The sequence below is a fragment of the Streptomyces sp. NPDC046716 genome, from assembly GCF_040645755.1.
Taxonomy (GTDB): Bacteria; Actinomycetota; Actinomycetes; order Streptomycetales; family Streptomycetaceae; genus Streptomyces.
In genome coordinates, this window is the sequence record NZ_JBEYYU010000068.1 from 1 (window position 1) to 18,456 (window position 18,456).

Annotated in this window: 19 protein-coding genes and 1 other RNA gene; 11 read left to right on the plus strand and 9 right to left on the minus strand. The window is 73.4% G+C overall.

The genetic code is table 11. The features are described 5' to 3' along the window. Nucleotides 1–162: 162 nt before the first annotated feature. Nucleotides 163–1,782, minus strand: a complete 1,620-nt coding sequence (locus tag ABZ930_RS34760) for an alkaline phosphatase D family protein (protein ID WP_361557149.1) — start codon at nucleotides 1,780–1,782, stop codon at nucleotides 163–165. Nucleotides 1,783–1,924: 142 nt separating this feature from the next. Here ABZ930_RS34760 and ABZ930_RS34765 point away from each other — a divergent pair, with 142 nt between their 5' ends. Further along, nucleotides 1,925–2,698: an SDR family oxidoreductase gene (locus ABZ930_RS34765; RefSeq protein ID WP_361557152.1), complete on the plus strand. Its 774-nt coding sequence runs from the start codon at nucleotides 1,925–1,927 to the stop codon at nucleotides 2,696–2,698. 344 nt (nucleotides 2,699–3,042) lie between these two features. Beyond that, the gene (locus ABZ930_RS34770) at nucleotides 3,043–3,891 is read left to right on the plus strand and encodes a PhzF family phenazine biosynthesis isomerase (RefSeq protein ID WP_361557155.1); all 849 of its coding nucleotides are present in this window, start codon (nucleotides 3,043–3,045) and stop codon (nucleotides 3,889–3,891) included. A 43-nt stretch (nucleotides 3,892–3,934) separates the two neighbouring features. Here ABZ930_RS34770 and ABZ930_RS34775 read toward each other — a convergent pair whose 3' ends face one another. Together ABZ930_RS34775 and ABZ930_RS34780 are read right to left on the minus strand one after the other, a co-directional pair. Continuing rightward, a complete protein-coding gene (locus ABZ930_RS34775) occupies nucleotides 3,935–4,924 on the minus strand; it encodes an aldo/keto reductase (RefSeq protein WP_361557158.1) in 990 nt (329 codons plus the stop codon). 61 nt (nucleotides 4,925–4,985) lie between these two features. Further along, nucleotides 4,986–5,309, minus strand: coding sequence for a nuclear transport factor 2 family protein (locus ABZ930_RS34780; protein WP_361557161.1), 324 nt, complete (start codon nucleotides 5,307–5,309; stop codon nucleotides 4,986–4,988). Between the two features lie 90 nt (nucleotides 5,310–5,399). Between ABZ930_RS34780 and ABZ930_RS34785 the strand changes: the two genes are divergently transcribed. The 3 genes from ABZ930_RS34785 to ABZ930_RS34795 are packed head-to-tail and all read left to right on the plus strand — an operon-like array spanning nucleotide 5,400 to nucleotide 7,271. Beyond that, nucleotides 5,400–5,954 carry a DoxX family protein gene (locus tag ABZ930_RS34785; RefSeq protein ID WP_361557164.1) on the plus strand — a complete coding sequence of 185 codons (555 nt, stop codon included), beginning with the start codon at nucleotides 5,400–5,402 and terminating at the stop codon, nucleotides 5,952–5,954. A gap of 36 nt (nucleotides 5,955–5,990) precedes the next feature. Next, nucleotides 5,991–6,320 (plus strand): MazG-like family protein, encoded by a 330-nt coding sequence (locus tag ABZ930_RS34790; RefSeq protein ID WP_361557167.1) that lies wholly within the window; start codon nucleotides 5,991–5,993, stop codon nucleotides 6,318–6,320. 45 nt (nucleotides 6,321–6,365) lie between these two features. Further along, a complete protein-coding gene (locus tag ABZ930_RS34795; protein WP_361557170.1) occupies nucleotides 6,366–7,271 on the plus strand; it encodes a glycosyltransferase in 906 nt (301 codons plus the stop codon). Nucleotides 7,272–7,485: 214 nt separating this feature from the next. Here ABZ930_RS34795 and ABZ930_RS34800 read toward each other — a convergent pair whose 3' ends face one another. Both ABZ930_RS34800 and ABZ930_RS34805 read right to left on the minus strand, forming a co-directional pair. Then, entirely contained in the window at nucleotides 7,486–9,012 is a 1,527-nt protein-coding gene (locus ABZ930_RS34800; RefSeq protein ID WP_361557173.1) for an HtaA domain-containing protein, read from the minus strand. A 97-nt stretch (nucleotides 9,013–9,109) separates the two neighbouring features. After that, nucleotides 9,110–10,528 carry an HtaA domain-containing protein gene (locus tag ABZ930_RS34805; RefSeq protein ID WP_361557176.1) on the minus strand — a complete coding sequence of 473 codons (1,419 nt, stop codon included), beginning with the start codon at nucleotides 10,526–10,528 and terminating at the stop codon, nucleotides 9,110–9,112. Nucleotides 10,529–10,639: 111 nt separating this feature from the next. On the opposite strand from ABZ930_RS34805, the gene ABZ930_RS34810 reads away from it, so the two are divergent. The 4 genes from ABZ930_RS34810 to ABZ930_RS34825 are packed head-to-tail and all read left to right on the plus strand — an operon-like array spanning nucleotide 10,640 to nucleotide 14,105. After that, entirely contained in the window at nucleotides 10,640–11,686 is a 1,047-nt protein-coding gene (locus tag ABZ930_RS34810; RefSeq protein WP_361557179.1) for an ABC transporter substrate-binding protein, read from the plus strand. A gap of 1 nt (nucleotide 11,687) precedes the next feature. Further along, nucleotides 11,688–12,782, plus strand: a complete 1,095-nt coding sequence (locus ABZ930_RS34815) for an iron ABC transporter permease (protein ID WP_361557182.1) — start codon at nucleotides 11,688–11,690, stop codon at nucleotides 12,780–12,782. Then, nucleotides 12,779–13,609, plus strand: coding sequence for a heme ABC transporter ATP-binding protein (locus ABZ930_RS34820; RefSeq protein WP_361557185.1), 831 nt, complete (start codon nucleotides 12,779–12,781; stop codon nucleotides 13,607–13,609). The genes ABZ930_RS34815 and ABZ930_RS34820 overlap by 4 nt, the downstream gene beginning before the upstream one ends. Before the next feature lie 16 nt (nucleotides 13,610–13,625). After that, the gene (locus ABZ930_RS34825; RefSeq protein WP_361557188.1) at nucleotides 13,626–14,105 is read left to right on the plus strand and encodes a hypothetical protein; all 480 of its coding nucleotides are present in this window, start codon (nucleotides 13,626–13,628) and stop codon (nucleotides 14,103–14,105) included. Nucleotides 14,106–14,124: 19 nt separating this feature from the next. Here the strand turns inward: ABZ930_RS34825 and rnpB are convergent. The 3 genes from rnpB to ABZ930_RS34840 all read right to left on the minus strand — a co-directional run bounded on the left by rnpB (nucleotide 14,125) and on the right by ABZ930_RS34840 (nucleotide 15,516). Further along, an RNA gene (rnpB, locus tag ABZ930_RS34830) (RNase P RNA component class A) lies at nucleotides 14,125–14,523 on the minus strand. 35 nt (nucleotides 14,524–14,558) lie between these two features. Next, complete coding sequence (locus ABZ930_RS34835; RefSeq protein ID WP_361557191.1) at nucleotides 14,559–15,101, minus strand: TetR/AcrR family transcriptional regulator; 543 nt, start codon at nucleotides 15,099–15,101, stop codon at nucleotides 14,559–14,561. Next, nucleotides 15,094–15,516 carry a DUF4260 family protein gene (locus ABZ930_RS34840; RefSeq protein WP_361557194.1) on the minus strand — a complete coding sequence of 141 codons (423 nt, stop codon included), beginning with the start codon at nucleotides 15,514–15,516 and terminating at the stop codon, nucleotides 15,094–15,096. Before ABZ930_RS34840 ends, ABZ930_RS34835 begins: the two co-directional genes overlap by 8 nt. A 134-nt stretch (nucleotides 15,517–15,650) precedes the next feature. Between ABZ930_RS34840 and ABZ930_RS34845 the strand changes: the two genes are divergently transcribed. Next, complete coding sequence (locus ABZ930_RS34845; protein ID WP_361557197.1) at nucleotides 15,651–16,409, plus strand: MerR family transcriptional regulator; 759 nt, start codon at nucleotides 15,651–15,653, stop codon at nucleotides 16,407–16,409. Continuing rightward, nucleotides 16,406–17,014: a hypothetical protein gene (locus tag ABZ930_RS34850; RefSeq protein ID WP_361557200.1), complete on the plus strand. Its 609-nt coding sequence runs from the start codon at nucleotides 16,406–16,408 to the stop codon at nucleotides 17,012–17,014. The genes ABZ930_RS34845 and ABZ930_RS34850 overlap by 4 nt, the downstream gene beginning before the upstream one ends. Here ABZ930_RS34850 and ABZ930_RS34855 read toward each other — a convergent pair. Further along, a complete protein-coding gene (locus tag ABZ930_RS34855) occupies nucleotides 16,965–18,407 on the minus strand; it encodes an RNB domain-containing ribonuclease (RefSeq protein WP_361557203.1) in 1,443 nt (480 codons plus the stop codon). The two genes, ABZ930_RS34850 and ABZ930_RS34855, sit on opposite strands and share 50 nt — an antisense overlap. Nucleotides 18,408–18,456: the final 49 nt, after the last annotated feature.

An 18,456-nucleotide genomic window follows, 5' to 3' on the forward strand; every position in this document is an offset into this window, starting at 1 on the left:
CGCGCCCCTGAAGGCATGCGCTGCGCGCAGCCTTCCCCTGCCCCTGGGCGAGCGAAGCTCGCTTCCAGGGGCGCGGGGAACTGCGCGAGAAGCGGCCACCGGACCGCGGACGAAGAACGGACCCAGGGGCGCGGGGAACTGCGCGACCAGCCCCCGCCGGGCTCAGGCTTGGCGGAGGCCCTGGTTGCCGATCTCGGTGATGAAGGAGGCGGCCGTGGTGAGCGGGGCCCCCGGGACGGTCACCGCCGAGACCGTCTTGAAGTCGGCCCGGGCCTCGGAGTCGCCCAGCTCCACGGTGACGTACCCGCGCTGGCCGTTGTAGTGCTTCATGTGCGGGTTGCGTTCGAGGTACTTGGCCCAGTTGGACGGCTTCGCGGAGCCGTCCTTGCCGCTGGTGACCGACGTGGTGACGATCTCGGTGCCGAGGACCGCGGAGTCCGGGTCGTCGAAGTCCTGCTTGATGTCGAGGCCGTACGAGACGTGCACGTCGCCGGTGAGGACCATCAGGTTCTCGACGCGGGCGGAGCGGGCCCCCTGGAGGACGCGCTCGCGGGAGGCGGGGTAGCCGTCCCAGGAGTCCATGGAGAGGGTGTCGGTGCCGTCGGGATTGTTGCGGCGGCCGAAGGTGACCTGCTGCGGGACCACGTTCCACAGGGCCTTCGAGCGGCGCCAGCCGTCGATCAGCCAGCGCTCCTGGGTGAAGCCGGGCAGCGTCTGCGAGGCGGCCTCGGACTCGGGCGTCGGGGACTTCCAGCCGTCGCCGTTGGCCTGGTTGGTGCGGTACTGGCGGGTGTCCAGGATGTCGAACTGGGCGAGCCGGCCCCACTGCAGACGCCGGTAGAGCTGGGCGTCGGGGCCGTGCGGCAGCTGGGGGCGGCGCAGCGGCTGGTTCTCCCAGTAGGCGCGGTACGCGGAGGCGCGGCGCAGCAGGAACTCGGCCGGCGGGTCGTCGTTCTCGGAGGTGTCGTCGGCGTAGTTGTTCTCGGTCTCGTGGTCGTCCCAGGTGACGACGAAGGGGTGCGCGGCGTGCGCGGCCACCAGGTCCGGGTCGGACTTGTAGAGGGCGTAGCGCAGCCGGTAGTCGTCGACGGTCGTCGTCTCCCGGTTGAAGACGTCGGGCAGCACCCGGTCGGTGTACTTGCGGGCGCCGCCGACGGAGGTGACCGCGTACTCGTAGAGGTAGTCGCCGAGGTGGAAGACCACGTCGACGTCGTCCTCGGCGAGGTGCTTGTACGCCGTGAAGTAGCCGTCGTGGTACGCCTGGCAGGAGACGGCGGCGAGGGTGAGGGCCGGGACGTGGCGCTGCGAGGCGGCGGGCGCGGTGCGGGTGCGGCCGGTGCCGCTGACCCAGGATCCGGCGCGGAAGCGGTAGAAGTAGACCCGGCCGGCGTCGAGGTGGGGGACCTCGACGTGCACGGAGTGGTTGAACTCCGGGTGGGCGGTGGCTCTGCCGCGTCGGACGATCCGTTTGAAGCGTTCGTCGAGGGCCAGCTCCCAGCTCACCTCGACGCGCCGCGCGGGCAGTCCGCCGCCCACCTCGAAGGGGGCCGGGGCGAGCCGGGTCCACAGCAGCACGGAGTCGGGCAGCGGGTCTCCGGAGCCGACGCCGAGCGTGAACGGGTCGCCGGTGATCTTCGCACCGTCCAGTTCGGCGGCGGCCGCCGAGCCCGCGGTGGGCAGGTTGGTCGCGAAGGCCAGCGCGGCGGCCGCGCCGGTGACGGTGAGGAAGCGACGGCGTCCCAAGTGCTGGGCCGCGGCGCGGAGTTCGGGTGCGTGTGACATGGAGCCCCTCCCCTGACTGCTGCTGTCGTGTGCTGTCAGGGGAATTGCAGTGGCCCGGGACGACGCGCGACTGTCGCGTACACAACAGCCACATGGCGGATCGGTGATCTCCGGATGGCCGGTCCGGCCGTACGCTGCGGCCATGGACGATCAGCACACCGCATCCGCCCCGCCGAGGACCGCCGTGGTCACCGGCGCGGGCTCCGGCATCGGCCGGGCCGTCGCCCTGGAACTGCTGCGCTCCGGCTGGCGGGTGGCTCTCGCGGGCCGGCGCCCGGAGCCGCTGGAGGAGACGGCGGGCCTGGCCCCCGGCACGGAGGCGGTCGCCGTCCCCGCCGATGTGTCGCGCCCCGAGGACGTGACGGCCCTGTTCGCCGCCGTGCGCGAGCGGTTCGGGCGGCTCGACCTGCTCTTCAACAACGCGGGGACGTTCGGGCCCGGCGGTGTGCCGGTCGAGGAGCTGTCCTACGAGGACTGGCGGCGCGTCGTCGACGTCAATCTGGGCGGGGCGTTCCTGTGCGCGCAGGCGGCGTTCCGGCTGATGAAGGAGCAGGATCCGCGGGGCGGGCGCATCATCAACAACGGTTCCATCTCCGCGCACACGCCGCGGCCGCACTCGATCGCGTACACGGCGACCAAGCACGCCATGACGGGCCTGACGAAGTCCCTCTCCCTGGACGGGCGTCCGTACCGGATCGCCTGCGGGCAGATCGACATCGGGAACGCGGCCACCGACATGACCGAGCGCATGCGCAGCGGGATCCTTCAGGCCAACGGGGAGCTGGCCGTGGAGCCGGTCATGGACGTGGCCGACGTCGGCCGGACCGTCCGGCACATGGCCGAGCTGCCGCTGGAGGCCAACGTGCAGTTCGCGACGGTGCTGGCCACGAACATGCCTTTTGTGGGCCGGGGCTGAATCGCCGGTTTCGCTGTCGCCTGCGGCCCGGTGGAGGCTGGTCGCGCAGTTCCCCGCGCCCCTGAAACCACCCGTCACGCGCGCCACTCGTCGTGGCCGAGCGCGCAGTTCCCCGCGCCCCTGAAACCACCCGTCACGCGCGCCACTCGTCGTGGCCGAGCGCGCAGTTCCCCGCGCCCCTGAGGCATGCGCTCCGCGCAGCCTCCCCTCTCTTGATGAGATGGCGCACGAAGTGCGCATCTCAGGGGCGCGGGGAACTGCGCGAGAAGCGGCCACCGGCCCGCAGGCGGACAACCTGCGCGATCAGCCACGCCGAGACGCGCGGCCGGGTGACAATCCCCCCTATGACAAACCCGCTGCGCTACACGGCCTTCGCCACCACCCCCGCCGGAGGAAACCCGGCGGGCATCGTCCTGGACGCCTCCGCGCTGGACGACGACGCCATGCTGAAGATCGCCGCCGACCTGGGCTACAGCGAGTCCGCGTTCGTGACCCCGGCCCGAACCGGCGACGACCGTACCTACGACCTGCGCTACTTCAGCCCGAAGGCCGAGGTCGGCTTCTGCGGCCACGCCACCGTGGCGACGGCCGTGGCCCTGGCGGAGCGCCACGGCACCGGCGACTACCTCTTCCGCACCCAGGCCGGCGAGGTCCCCGTCACCGTCGAGGCCGCCCCGGACAGCCCCCCGCGCGCGACCCTGACCAGCGTCGCCCCGCACATCGAGGACGTACGGGACGAGGACCTCACCGAGGCGCTGGCCGCCCTCGACTGGCCGGCCGCCGACCTCGACCCGGCGTTCCCGCCGAGGATCGCCTACGCGGGCGCCCGGCACCTGGTGCTCGCCGCGGGCACCCGGGAGCGCCTGGCGGACCTGGCGTACGACTTCGAGCGGCTGGCCGCGCTGATGCACCGCCTGGACCTGACCACCGTCCAACTCATCTGGCGCGAGTCCGAGTTCACCTTCCACGTCCGCGACCCGTTCCCGGTGGGCGGAGTGGTCGAGGACCCGGCGACGGGCGCGGCGGCCGCGGCGTTCGGCGCGTACCTGCGGGCGCTCGCCCTCGTCCCGGCGGGGTCCGTCCTCACCCTGCACCAGGGCGCCGACATGGGCCGCCCCGGCGAGCTGACGGTGACGCTGCGGGAGGGCGACGAGCGGGTGCGGGTCAGCGGGACGGCGGTCCCGATCCCGTAGCCCCGGCGGGCCCGGGCCGATTCACGTACACGTCACGTACGCGTCACGTACGCCCGAGAGCGGTCTCGATCTGCGCCAGCTCCCCCGCCGACAGCGGCCCGTGCGCCAGCGCCCCGGCGTTCTCCTCGGCCTGGGCCACCGTGCGGAACCCGGGAATCGGCACGGTGCGCGGACTGCGCGCCCACAGCCAGGCCAGCGCGCCCTGCGCGGGGGTGCGGCCGCCGCTGGTGAGCACGGAGCGCAGGGCGTCGACGCGGGCGGTCCAGTCCGGGTCGGCGCCGTCGGCGCCGAAGCCGGGGAGCCAGGCGGGCGGGGCGCTGCGGATGTCGCCGGGGGCGAGCGCGCGGCCGGGGGTGTGGCCGCCGCCGAGCAGGCCCATGGCGAGCGGGCTGCGGTTGATGCTCGCCAGGCCCGATTCCTCGCACAGGGCGAGGAGTTCGGGGGCGTCCTGGAGGACGTTGCAGCAGTGCTGCACGGCGGCGCAGTGCGCGCCCTCGGCGAAGACGCGGGCGCGCGCGGGGTCGTCGGTGCTCCAGGCGTAGGCGCGTACGAGCCCCTCGCGGACGAACTCCTCGCAGGTGTCACGGAGTTCGGCGGCGCGCTCCGGGTCGGCGTCCGAAATGTGGAGCTGGTAGAGGTCGACGTGGTCGGTGCCGAGCCGGGTGAGGGAGGCGGTCAGGGCGCGGCGGGCGTGTGCGGTCGAGTCGTCGCTGCCCGTCAGGGTCTTCGTCCGCTCGTCGAAGACGTTGCCCCACTTGGTGGCGACGACCACGTCGTCGCGGTGCTTGCCGAGGGCGCGCGCCAGGACGCGCTCGCTGTGCCCGGTGCCGTAGGCGTCGGCGGTGTCGAAGAAGGTGACGCCGAGGTCGAGGGCGCGCCGCACGGCCCGCACCGACTCCTCGTCGTCGACCTTGCCCCAGCCGAGCGGCCGCCCGTCCGGGTCCTGCCACTCACCGCCGATCGCCCAGCATCCGAAGCCCAGGGCGCTGACCTCGATGCCGCTTCCGCCCAGTGTCCTGCTGAAGGTGTCCATGGGCGGGGACGCTAGGAGTTGAAGTGCACGCGAGGTCAACAAGCCCGGTGTGGCGTGGTGTTCAGTCCTGGCCGGTCTCGAAGTGGGCGACCTTGCCGTTCTCCACCTGGAACGTCCAGCGGGTGCGCATCTCGCCCCAGGTGTCGTTGCTGTAGCGGGCGACGAGGCCGCGGCCCTGAGCCGTCTCCTTCTCGACCTCCAGGTGGCCGTGCGAGTCGAAGATCTCGCGGTCCGTCCACTCGTCGAGGTTCCGCTCGCTGCCGTCGTCCGCCATGGTGGCGCCGGGGGCCAGCACGGCCTTGAAGGCGTCCTTGTCGTGGGCGTTCAGCGCCGTCACGAAGGCGCGGACCGCCGGGTCGCTGAGTTTCGCGGTCTGGATGGGCATGCGGTCAGCGTGGCACCGGGCGGAGGGGACCGCCACCCGAACGGGCCCGGCCACCGGGTGCCGCGCGCGCCCCGGGCGGACGGTGGAACCATGACGATCTCCTGCATACGTTCCCGGCGTTCCCAGCCGTCCTGTCTCGACCGCACCGGCCTCGGGCTGCTCGCGCTGCGCGCGGGCACCGGCGGGGTGCTGCTGGCGCACGGCGCGCAGAAACTGCTCGGCTGGTTCGGCGGCGGCGGGGTCTCCGGCACGACCGCCGCGATGGACTCCATGGGGTTCACCCCCGCCAAGGCGAGCGCGCTGGCGGCCGGGGTCGGCGAGGTGGGCGGCGGCGCCCTGCTCGCGCTCGGCCTCGCGACCCCGGTGGGCGGCGCCGCCGCGGCCGGGACCATGGTGGCGGCCTCCGCCGTGCACGCCCCGAACGGCTTCTTCGCGATGAACGGCGGCTACGAGTACGCGGCGTTCCTCGGCTTCGTCGCCGCGGGTCTGGCGGTGACCGGCCCGGGCCGGTACTCCCTGGACCACGCGCTCGGCCACGCCCTCAACCGGCACTGGATGGTGCCCGCGGCGCTCGTCGGGGCGGGGGCGGCGGCGCTGGCCGTGGTCGGTTCGCGCAACAAGCGGGTCAACGAACCGGACGCGTGACGCACGCCCCGCCCCCGCTCCCTAGACTCGGCGTCCATGACGACGAGCGACACCGACCTGTGGGCCACCGTCGACCGGCTGCGCGCCTGGCTCGACGAGAGCAACGGGCAGCCGCCCCGGGAGGCGCTGCTGCTGCGGGTGCTGAAGCTGTCGGAGGAGGTCGGCGAGGTCGCCGAGGCGGTGATCGGGGCCGTCGGCCAGAACCCGCGCAAGGGCCTCAGCCACACCTGGCAGGACGTCGAGTCGGAGCTGTGCGACGTGATCGTCACCGCGATGGTGGCCCTCGGCACGCTCGCTCCGGACGCCCGCGCCGCCCTCGACTCCCATGTGGCGAAGGTGGCGGAGCGCTCGCTCGGTACGGACTGACCTGCGGGTGCGGGCCGTCCCAGGTGAACGACTACCATCGCCGCCATGACAGACAGGCACCGAATCTCCGAACTTCCGCGCTTGGGCGTGGCCATCGTCACCATGGGCAACCGGCCCAAGGACGTGGACGCGCTGCTGGATTCGGTGGCCATGCAGGACGCGCCCCCGGTCCGCGTCGTCATGATCGGCAACGGCACGGTGCTGCCCGCGTACACCGGTTACCCCTTCGAGGTCACGACCGTCGAACTCGACGACAACCTCGGCTGCCCGGGCGGCCGCAACGTCGCGCTCGCCCGGCTGCGGGACTTCGGCGACGTGGACGTGGCGGTCGAACTGGACGACGACGGGCTGCTCGTCGACGCCGATGTCCTCTCCACCATCCAGCGGCTGTACGCGGCCGATCCGCGGCTCGGCGTCGTGGGTTTCCGCATCGCGGACGAGCACGGCGAGACCCAGCGCCGTCATGTGCCGCGGCTGCGCGCCAAGGACCCGATGCGGCGCGGTCTCGTGACCGCGTTCCTGGGCGGCGGGCACGCCTTCTCGATGAAGATGCTGGCCGAGACGGGCGACTGGCCCGCGGACTTCTTCTTCACCCACGAGGAGACCGACCTGGCGTGGCGGGCGCTCGACGCCGGCTGGAAGGTCCTCTACGAGCCGTCGCTGCTGCTCCAGCACCCGAAGACGTCCCCGGCACGCCACGCGGTCTACCACCGGATGACCGCCCGCAACCGTGTCTGGCTGGCCCGCCGCCGCCTTCCGCTCCTCCTGATCCCCGTGTACCTGGGCGTCTGGACGGCGATCACACTCCTGCGGACCCGCTCGCTGGGCGGCCTGCGCGCGTGGGCGGCCGGTTTCGTGGAGGGCCTGCGCACGTCGGCCGGTGAGCGACGGCCGATGAAGTGGCGCACGGTATGGCACATGACACGCCTCGGCCGCCCCCCACTGATCTGACCCCCGAAGAGCGCGCCACCGTCGTGGCTGGCCGCGCAGTTCCCCGCGCCCCTGAGATGCGCACTTCGTGCGGCATCTCATCGACAGAGGCGCGGCGGAGCCGCAGCCTCTGAAGGGGAGGCTGCGCGGAGCGCATGCCTCAGGGGCGCGGGGAACTGCGCGAGAAGCGGCCACCGGGCCGCGGCCGACCGACAGCCCGACAGCCCGACAGGGCTCAGGCCTGCTGCGCGCGCCGCCTACGGGTGGCGAAGACCGTGCCCGCGCCCGCGGCGACGACCAGCGTGGCAGCAGCGGCAAGCGGCCCGGCGGGAACGTCGGCACCGGTGGAGGCGAGGGAGCCGCCGATGGTCGAGCCGGTCGTGCCGGTGCCACCGGTGGTGCCCGCACCACCGGAGCCGCTGCCCGAAGTACCGCCCGAAGCAGCCCCGTCGGCCCCACCGGACCCGCCCGGCAGCGCAGCGTCCTCGTCGAGCGAGACGGCGGCCGTGACCGGGTCGAGCGCGGCGCCCGCCTCGTAGAAGCCGCCGAACGCCTTGGCGCCGTCGGCGGTGAGGGTGGCCGCGGCACCGTCCAGCTCGACGATGTCGTCCTTGGCGGTGAGGTCGCCGGAGCCGAGCTTCAGCGTGGCGACGGTCAGGTCGTCGTACGTGGTGACCTTGCCGCTCTCCCGGTCCTTGCTGGAGACGTCGGCGACCAGCTTGCCGCCGGTGCCCTTCGCCGTCACGTGCAGATCGCTGAACTGCAGGTCGAGGGCGTAGGCGCCGTCCTCCTCGTGGCCGAGGAAGCGGACCTTGCCGGCGAACTTCGCGTCGAGGGACTTGGCGTCGGCGTCGTAGCTGCCGCTCGCGTCGCCGAACCGGTAGACCGAGCCGTTCTTCGCGGCGCCGCCGCTCAGTTCGACCTTGCCGCCCGCGATGGGGCCGGTGATGTACGTACGGAAGGACTCCTTGACGCCCCAGTCCAGGTTGCCGTCGACGACCTCGCCGGAGACCGCGTCCACGGGCTTCGTGGCCGAGGCGCTCGGCGACGGGGAGGTGGAGCCGCCGGTCGACGGGGACGGCGAGGTGGTCGCCGTCTCCGTCGGGGTCGCCTCCGGGGTCTTGGTGGGCGTCGGCGACGCGGTGGACGGGGCGGCCGTGACGGTCAGCGTCGCCGGGTCGAGCGCGGTGCCCTCCTTGTACATGCCGTTGAAGGCCGCGGCGCCGTCGGCGGTCAGCGTCGCCGGGATGTCCTTGAAGGTCATCGCGCCGCCGGCGCCCTGGCCGGGCTTGACCGCGGAGAGGTCGAGGGTGGCGAACTCGATGTCGTCCTGGACGGTGCCGTTGAGGGAGACGTCGGCGTCGATGTGCCCGGTGGTGCCGGACGTCACCACCTTCACGTCGCTGATCTTGATGTCGAAGCCGTGCGCCTTCGAGGCGAAGCGGACGGCGCCCTTGAAGGCGGTGTCGGTGCCGTGCGTGGTCGTGTCGTAGGTGCCGGTGCCGCCGCTGAAGGTGAACGGGCCGTTGTCGGCGGCCTGCGTGGCGCCGTCGGTCGCGTCGATCGACCCGGCGGCGATCCCGGTCACGTACTTGCGGAAGGACTCCTTGAGGCCCCAGTCGAGCGTGCCGTTCTTCAGCTCGATGCCGGACGGGGCGCCGTCGGCGGCGACGGCGGGCAGGGCGAGGGCGCCGGCCCCGAGCGCGACGACGGTGGCCGTGGCGGCGGCGAGGGCTATCGGGTGTCTGGCAGTGCGTGCCATGGGGGTGGTTCCTCCTTGGTGTGGATCATGTTTCGGGTGGGCCGTCGGGGGTGGACGGCCGCTGCGCAGAGGGAAGTTGAGGGGGGCCGACCGAGGGTCAGGAGCCCTGAGTCGTGCGGCGGCGCCGGCGGATCAGCAGGCCCGCGGCGGCGGCCAGGACGACCACGACGGCGGCGGCGATCCCGGCGACCGCTCCCCCGGACAGGCCCGCGTCCGTCTCGGCGGCGGCCGGTTCGGCGGCCTTCGACGCCTTCGCCTTCGGGGTGGGAGTGGGCGACGCCGAGCTGCCGAGGTCGGGCAGGGCCGGCAGGCGCGCGTCGGTGTCGAGGGCGACGGCCAGCGAGACGGGGTCCATGGCGGTGCCCTCGGTGTACATCCCGCCGAACGCCTTCGCTCCGGCGGCGGTGAGCACGGCCGGGGCCTCGCTCACCTCCACGAGCCCGTCCCGGGGCTTGAGTTCACCGGTCTTGAACGTCACGAGCGCGGCGTCCTCGGCGGTCTTGCCGTCGCTGGTCGTGTCGGCGCGCAGGGTGCCCCTGCCGTCGGTGACGGTGACGGTCACGTGGGCGAGCTTCAGGTCGAGGCCGTGTTCGCCGGTGAAGCGGACGGACCCGTCGAAGGCGGCCTTCAGGGACTGCTTCTTCTTGTCGTACGTGCCCGAGCCCTTCGGGAAGCGGAACAGCGCGCCGCCGTCCTGCGCCCCGTCGGCGAGGGTCCACTCCCCCTGGGCGATGTCGCCGGTGACGTACTCGCGGAAGGTGCGCCGCACGCCCCAGTCGACGGCTCCGTCGTGGAGCTTCCCGGCGGCGTCCTGCTTCTCCTTCTTCGCCTTCTCCTTCTTCGACTCGGCCTTCTTCGTGGCCGTGGCCGAGGGCTCCGTCTGCTGGGGCGCGACGTCCGCGGACAGGCTCACGGGGTCGAGCGCGGTGCCCGCCGTGTAGTAGCCGGCGAAGGACTGCGCACCCTGTGAAGTGAGCGTGGCGGGGAGGTTGTTGAGGGCGACCGCGTTGCCGTCGCCCTTCATGTCGATCCCGCCGAGGGAGAGGGAGGCGAAGGGCACCTGGCGGGACGACGTGACCGCCCCGGTGCCCTTCGCCTTGCTCACGACATCGACGTAGAGCGTCCCCGCGCCGCCCGCGATGCGGACGGTGGGATTGCTGATCGTCATGTCGAGTTCGTAGGTGCCGTTGCTCTTCTTGTGGCCGACGAAGTGCACGCCGCCGGAGAAGGACGACGAGAAGGCACCGGTCGACCCGTCGTAGGAGCCCCGCGCCGAGTGGAAGCGGAACTGGCTCGCGCCGACGGTGGCGGCGCCGCCCGTCAGGGAGTACGTGCCCTGCGCGATGGGCCCGGTGATGTAGCTCTGGAAGGACGCCTTCACGCCCCAGTCGAGCCGGCCGCCCTGCACGGTACGGGCCGCGGCGTGCGCGCCCGCGACCGGCAGCAGGGCGCCGAGCAGCGCGGTGAACAACGTGACGGCGAGGACGCGGACACGTATCCGGGCGCGTCGGGGCATGGCTCTTCCTCCGGGTGACCGTCACCAGACCCTGGCGACTTAGGTAAGGCTAACCTAAACTATGATCGCCTTTGTCAACAGCCCCTCTCACCACGACAGGACGGTGTCCGCGTGTCCACGCACGGCGCCCTCGCGCACTCCCCCCGCCGGACGGGGGTGCTGATCTCCGTACTGCTCCTGGCGTTCGCGCTGGTCGCCACCGCCTGCTCGGGCACCACGACCACCGGGGCCACCGGCTCGCGGGCCACCGCCGAGGCGGCGACGGCGAACCGCGTCGAACCGATCAGCCCGACTCCCGTGCCCGAGCTGCCCGCCGAGGTCGCCTCGGCCGACGGGAAGCGGGTCACCGTGCGCGAGGCGGACCGGATCGTGCCGCTCTCCGGCAGCCTGAGCGAGCTGGTGTTCACGCTCGGGCTCGGCAAGCACGTCGTCGCGCGCGACATCACCGCCACGTTCGACCAGGCGAAGAAGCTGCCCGTGGTCACCCGCAACCACGACGTGTCCGCCGAGAGCGTGCTGTCCCTCAAGCCGGACCTGGTCCTCGCCGAGGCCACGACCGGGCCCGCCGAGGCGATGCAGCAGATCCGCGACGCGGGCATCCCCGTCGTCGTGATCGCCCCCGCCACCGGCCTGTCCGACGTCGGCACCCGGATCCAGGCCGTCGCGGACACCCTCGGCGTCCCGGCCGCGGGCAGGAAGCTGACCCAGCGCTCGGAGGACCGGATCGCCGCCGTCCGGAAGACGATCCCGAAGCCGAAGAGCGCGAAGGACCGGCCGCGCGTGGCCTTCCTCTATCTGCGCGGCTCCGCCTCCGTCTATCTCCTCGGCGGCAAGGAGTCGGGCGCCACCTCGCTCCTCGAAGCGGCGGGCGCGGTCGACGCGGGCGCGGCCTCGGGCCTGAAGAAGGACTTCACCGCGATCACCAGCGAGGCGCTGGCGAAGGCGGCGCCGGACGCGATCCTCGTCATGAGCAAGGGACTTGAGTCCGTCGGCGGCATCGACGGCATGGTGAAGATCCCGGGCGTCGCCGAGACCCCGGCGGGCGTGGACCGCAGGGTCGTCTCCGTCGAGGACGGCGTCCTGCTCAACTACGGGCCCCGCACCGACCAGGTGCTCCGCTCCATCGTGAAGCAGCTGTACGCGACGGAGGGTGCCTGAGATGACGGCGACCGCGACCCCGCCGGCGGCGGCCGGGCGGCAGACGCCCGCCGCCGCCCCGAAGAAGCGCCGCAGCACCGCGTGGCTGCTGACGGCCGGGCTCGCCGCGGCCCTGCTGCTGCTCGCCCTGCTCTCCGCGGGCATCGGCGCCTACCACATCGCGGCCGGCGACATCCTGGCCTCGGTCCAGCACCGGGCCGGACTCGGCGGTCACGCACTCGACCGGGTCGGCGAGTCGGTCCTGTGGAACGTGCGGCTGCCCCGCATCGTGCTCGCCCTCCTCGTCGGCGCCTCGCTCGGCTGCGCGGGCGCCCTGATGCAGGGCGTGTTCGGCAATCCGCTCGCGGAGCCCGGTGTCATCGGCATCTCGTCGGGCGCGGCGGTCGGCGCGGTCGGCTGCATCGCGCTCGGCCTGAACTTCTTCGGTACGTGGACGATCACGGTCTGCGCGTTCGTGTCGGGCCTCGCGACGGTCCTCGTCGTCTACGTGATGTCCCGCTCGGGCGGCCGCACCGAGGTCGTCACGCTCATCCTGACCGGCATCGCGGTGAACGCCTTCGCGGGCGCGCTGATCGGCCTGTTCCTGTCCTACGCGGACACGGCCGCCGTCAACCAGATCACGTTCTGGCAGCTCGGCTCACTGGCCCAGGCGACCTGGCCGAAGGTGCTCGCGGTCCTGCCCTGCGCGGCCGCCGGCCTGCTCGTCGCCCCCTTCTACTCCCGCAAGCTGGACCTCCTCTCCCTCGGTGAACGCCCGGCGCGGCACCTGGGCGTGGACGTGGAGAGGCTGCGGATCACGCTCATCCTCGTCATCGCCCTGCTCACGGCGGCGGCCGTGGCGGTCTCCGGGGTGATCGGCTTCGTGGGCCTGGTCATCCCGCACCTGCTGCGGATGCTGGCAGGCCCGGGTCACCGCTTCCTCGTCCCCGGCAGCGCGCTCGGCGGCGCGGTCGTCCTGGTGGCGGCGGATCTCGCCGCGCGCACGGTGGCGGCGCCCGCCGAACTTCCCATCGGGGTGCTCACGGCCCTGACCGGCAGCCCGTTCTTCTTCTGGCTGCTGCGCCGCACCCGTCGCAAGCAAGGAGGCTGGGCGTGAAGAGCCTGAGGAAATGGCCCCGCTCACGGACGCTGCCCGAGCGGTACGCGCCCGGGGACCCGGTCGCCGAGGCCCGCGCCCTGCGCGTGGACCTGGGCGGGCGGACCGTCCTGTCCGGCGTCGACCTGACGGTGCGGGCGGGCGAGGTCCTGGCCCTGGTCGGCCCCAACGGCGCCGGAAAATCGACCCTGTTGGCAGCGCTGGCGGCAGACCTGTCCGCCGCCTCCGGCGAACTCCTGATCCACGGCCGCCCGTCCTCCGCCTGGTCCGCACCCGAACTCGCCGTGCGCCGGGCCCTGTTGCCCCAGTCGGCGACGCTGTCCTTCCCGTTCCCGGTGGCGGACGTGGTGCGGATGGGGCGGGCGCCCTGGGCCGGCACGGCGTACGAGGACGAGGACGACGCGGTGATCGCGGCGGCGCTGGCGTCGACGGAGACGACGGCCTTCACCGCTCGCCCCTTCGCCGCGCTCTCCGGCGGCGAACGCGCGCGGGTCGCCCTGGCCCGGGTCCTCGCCCAGTCGGCGCAGCTCCTCCTCCTGGACGAGCCGACGGCCGCCCTCGACCTGCGCCACCAGGAACTGGTGCTGCGCGTCTGCCGGGAGCGGGCCGCCGCCGGTGACGCGGTGGTGGTGGTCCTGCACGACCTGGGCCTGGCCGCCGCGCACGCGGACCGGACGGCGGTGCTGCACGGGGGCCGGGTCACGGCCGCCGGTCCCCCGTCGGAGGTCTTCACGGCGCCGCTGCTCAGCGAGGTCTACCAGCATCCGGTGGAGGTGCTGCCGCATCCGGGAAGTGGGGCTCCTCTGGTGGTGCCGGTGCGGCACTAGGTGCTTGGCTGGGCGCATGGTCGTCGTCGTCACGAGCGTCATCGCGGTACTGGGCACCTTGCTGGGCGCAGCCCTCAGCCACCTGCTGCAGAGCAGGACCACGGCCCGCTCCGAGCGGTTCGCCCGGGGCGAGCGGCTGCGGCAGGAACGGATCGACGCCTACTGCGCGTTCGGCGGGGCGATGGCCAACTACCGCCGGGGTCAGATGGATTACTGGTACCCGCGCCACGACGGCCGTACCGACGACCCCGCCGACCTGCACGAACTGCGTCGGGAAGCGCAGCGGTTGCGCGCCGTGGCGATGGAGGCGATGTTCCGCGTGGAGCTGCTGACGGACGCCCCGGCCCTTCCGGAGCTCGCCCGCCGTGCCCTGGAGGCGGTGGACGGCATCCCGGCCGCCGATGACCGCGACGAGCTGGAGATCGCACGGAACGCGTCCCGCACGCTCATCCACGAGTTCATCACGGCGTCACGCCCGCACGTCCGGCTCCCCTGAGGCGGGAGGGGAGGTGGGGCAGACGAGTCGGGCTGTACGCCGGGTTCTGTCCCCCGGGACCTCGCGGTCGTCGGGGTGACGGCCATCCATCTAGGGCCGGCGTTGCCACCGGCCTCGTGCGGTCTACCCGCGAACTCGGGCGGGCAGCCCTCGATCGTCCGCGCAGAGCCACCGAGGTGGCTCCTCTTGACCTTGCTCCAGGTGGGGTTTACCTAGCCGCCTGAGTCACCTCAGGCGCTGGTGGTCTCTTACACCACCGTTTCACCCTTACCCGGTGCCGAAGCGCCGGGCGGTCTGTTTTCTGTGGCACTGTCCCGCGGGTCACCCCGGGTGGCCGTTAGCCACCACCTTGCCCTGTGGAGCCCGGACGTTCCTCGGGAGGTTCCGGAGAACCCCACGCGGCCGCCCGCCCGGCTCGTCTGCCGTGCGGCCATCCTACCCGGGCCGCGGCGGTCATCGGTCGAGCAGCGCCCGGGCCCCGGTCCGCCACGCCGCGTCCAGATCGGCGCCGCCGGGAAACCGGCCGTGGATCTCCAGGATCACCATGCCGTGCGCGAACGCCCAGGCCGCGCGGGCCAGGTCCTGGTCGCCGGCGCAGACCCGCATCAGGGGGGCCGCCGCCCGGTCCTCCAGGCCCTCGGGCAGGGCGTGGCGGGGCAGCGGGCGCTCGGTGGCGAGGCAGTAGAGGTGGGGGTGGGCGAGGGCCCAGGCGCGGTAGGCCGCCATCAGCGCGGGCAGCGATCCGGGGGCCGTGCGGCCCGCCTCCTCGCAGGCCTCGGCCGACTCGGTGAGCATCTGCGCGACGAGTTCGGCCTCCACGGCCTGCTTGTCGGGGAAGTGCTTGTAGAGGGACGGGGCCTTGATGCCCAGGCGGTCGGCGAGGGCCCGCATGGTGAGGGCGTCGGGTCCCGACTCCTCGAGGAGGGTCCTGGCCTCCGCAGCGATCTCGGTGGCGCGCGGCGTGAGGCGCCGTCGCCCCGTGGCAGCGTCAAGCACGCTGGTAGCCCTCCCTGGTCCGCAGTCCGTAGCCGAAGGCGCGATCGTACGAGATGTGGGCGAGCCAGCCGCACAGGCCCGCGAAGATCGGCGCCCAGGTCAGGGAGAGCAGCGTGTAGGCGACCATCAGGGCCAGCGGGACCAGGGCGCGGTGGGCCGCGTTGTAGAACGGCACCGCGCGCGCCGGGAGCTGCCCCTTCTCGACGTGCCGCGCGTCGCCGGCCGCCACCAGGAAGGTCAGGTCGGGCGCGATGAAGAAGGCGAGCGCGAGCAGCCCCGCGAGCCAGCCGTGGTTGACGCCCTCCACGACGGCGAAGGCCGACCAGAAGAGCCCGAGCGCGAGCCAGGCGGTGCGGCGGGCCACGCGCAGGACGGGCTTGAGCGGCGCGACTCTGGTGGGTGCGGTGGTGCTCATCGGGGCCTCCCGGAGACTCTGGCATTCAGCGGCTAACGGCGTTAGCCGGGCTGTGCGAGAACCGTACGGCTAACAGCGTTAGCCGTCAAGCCTCCGCTTGACCCTGCCGCAGCGTCAACGTTTCTACTGAAGGCATGCGGATCGGAGAGCTGGCCAGGATCGTCGGGGTCACCACACGCGCCATCAGGCACTACCACCACCTCGGGCTGCTGCCCGAGCCCGAACGGCTGGGGAACGGGTACCGGGAGTACGGGCTGCGGCACGCCGTGGAACTGGCCCGGATCCGGCGGCTGACCGAGCTGGGGCTCGGGCTCGCCGAGGTACGGGACGTGCTCGCCGACGACGCGGGCCGGGACCTCGTCGAGGTGCTGGCCGAGCTGGACGCGGATCTCGCCCGGCAGGAGGCCGCGCTGCACGAACGGCGGGTCCGGCTGCGGACGCTGCTCGACGACGCCGAGCGGCAGGGCGGGCTGCCCGCGGGAAGCCCGCTCTCCCCCGAACTCGCCGCGTTCTTCGCCGGTCTCGGCGATGTCGACCTCGAGTCGCCGATGGCCACGAAGGACCGTGAGGTGCTGGCCCTCGTCGACGCGACGTCGCCGCCCGAGGCGCGGGCGCAGCTGATGACCGTCCTGGCACCCGCGCTCACCGCGCCGGGCGCGCTGGAGGCCGTACGCGAGGTGTACGCGCTGCTCGACGGGCTCGCCGACGCCGGGCGCGACGATCCGCGGGTGGCCGAGGCGGCCCGGGCCCTGCTCGCGTGCCTCCCGGCGGAGCTGCCGACACCGGAGGACGTAGAGCAGCACGCCCTCCTGGACCTGTTCCTCGCCGACTTCTCCCCCGCGCAGGCGGAGGCCGTGCGGCTCGCGATGCGGCTGGCGGAGGAGGAGCGGTGAAGCGCGTCCTCCGGCACGAGCTGCGGGTCCTGGCGAGCCTCGGGCTGTGGGTGACGCGGCGGCGGGACGGGGTCGGGGCGGGGGCCCGCGCCTTCCCGTACGCGCGGGCGCAGGCCGTGATGATGTACGCCTTCGTGTTCGTCTGCGTCGTCGAGTCGTGCGGGATGTGGGTGCTGCTGCGCGGCCTGCCGGTCCTGCACGGCATCGTCCTGGTCCTCGACGTCTACACCGTGCTGATGGTGCTGGGGCTGCACGCCGCCGCCGTCACCCGGCCGCACGTGGTCACGGAGGACGCGCTGCGGGTGCGCCGCGGGGCCCATGTGGACCTGAGGATCCCGTTCGAGCGGATCGCGCGGGTGCGGCGGGAGAACCGGTACATGCACACGCCCACCGACGGCGAACTCGACCTGGACGTCGGCGCGCAGACCACCGTGACCCTGGAACTCGCCGAGCCCGTACGGCACTTCACCTTCTTCGGGCGGCCGAAGGACGTACGCGTCGTGCGGCTGTACGCGGAGGACACCGACGCCCTGGACCGGGCGCTCACCGACGCGCTCACGCGGGCGCGAACAGCACCTTCGCCCGTCCCGGATCCGCCTGCGTGAGCCGCACCCGCAGCGGCTCGCCCAGCGGCAGCGCGGAGGAGCCGCCCTCGATCCGGGCGACCACCGCCGGGTCGGTCAGCTGCACGGTGCCGACCGCCGGTTCGTGGTCCTTCACGTCGACGACCACGGCGTCGAACAGCTCGCCGATCCGGCTGTGCAGCAGCGCCGCCTCGACGATGTCGACGCACTCGCGCTCCACGGTGTTCGCGCGCCGGGTGCCGTCGGCCATCTCCTTGGGCAGGCCGGGCAGCGCCGCGAGCACCCACTCCGGCGGGGCCGCTCCGGCGGCCGCGGCCAGGCACAGCTCGGACGCGTAGCGGTCGACGAGGCGGCGCAGCGGCGCCGTGCAGTGCGTGTACGGGGCGGCGACGGCGGCGTGCGTGGTGAGCGCGGGCAGGTCGCCGCCGGTGAACTCCGTGTAGCCCGCGCCGCGCAGCAGCGTCGTGCACTCCTGGAGGAAGGCGGCGTGGTGCGGGTTCTCCGGGTCGAGGGAGCGGATGAGCGCGGAGTACGGGACGTGGTGCGGCCAGTCGATGTGCAGCGCCTTCGCCGTGTGGTGCAGGCGGCCCACGGCGCCGTCGGGGGCGGCGGGCAGGGTGCGGAGCACTCCGGTGCCCGCGGCGAGCATCAGGTCGGCGGCGGCCATGCCGGTGAGCAGCGAGATCTGGGCGTTCCAGGAGTCGGCGGGCAGCGGGGCGCGGAAGGCCAGTTCGTAGGCGCCGCCGCTGGTGACGATCTCCTGCTCGGGGACGTCGAGGGAGATGCCGCCGCGCTCCTGCTCCAGGCGTTCACGCAGCGTCCCGATCTCGCGGAGCAGCGCGACCGGCTCTTCGGCGGTGCCGTCGTCGATGGCCTTCTGCACGCCCGCGTAGTCCAGCTTGGCGCGGCTGCGGACGAGGGCGCGGGCGACGTCGGCGGCGACGGTCCGCCCGTCGGCGTCGAGGTCGACGGTCCACAGCACGGCCGGGCGGACCTGGTCCGGCAGCAGGCTGGCCGCGCCCTCGCTCAGCACGGTCGGGTGCAGCGGGGTCCGGTCGTCGGGGAAGTACAGGGTCGTCACGCGCCGGTGGGCCTCGGCGTCGAGCGCGCCGCCGGGCGCGACGAAGGCGGCCACGTCGGCGATCGCGTACCGCACCCGGTAGCCGCCCCCGGGCCGCCGGGACAGGTGCATGGCCTCGTCGAGGTCGGTCGAGGTGGGCGGGTCGACGGTGAAGAAGGGCACGCCCGTCTCGTCGCGCTCGGGCAGTCTCGGCGCCGAGGCGGCCGCCTCGGCCTCCGCGAGCACGTCGGCCGGGAACTCCCCGGGCACGTCGAGCCGCGTACGCAGCTCGCACAGCACGGCACCGAGCGGCTCCCGCGCCGCGCCGGTCACACGGAGGTGGCGGAGGGGCATGGCACCGAGCGTAGGCGGCGGTGGGCCGGTCGGCACGCCGTAGGCTGGT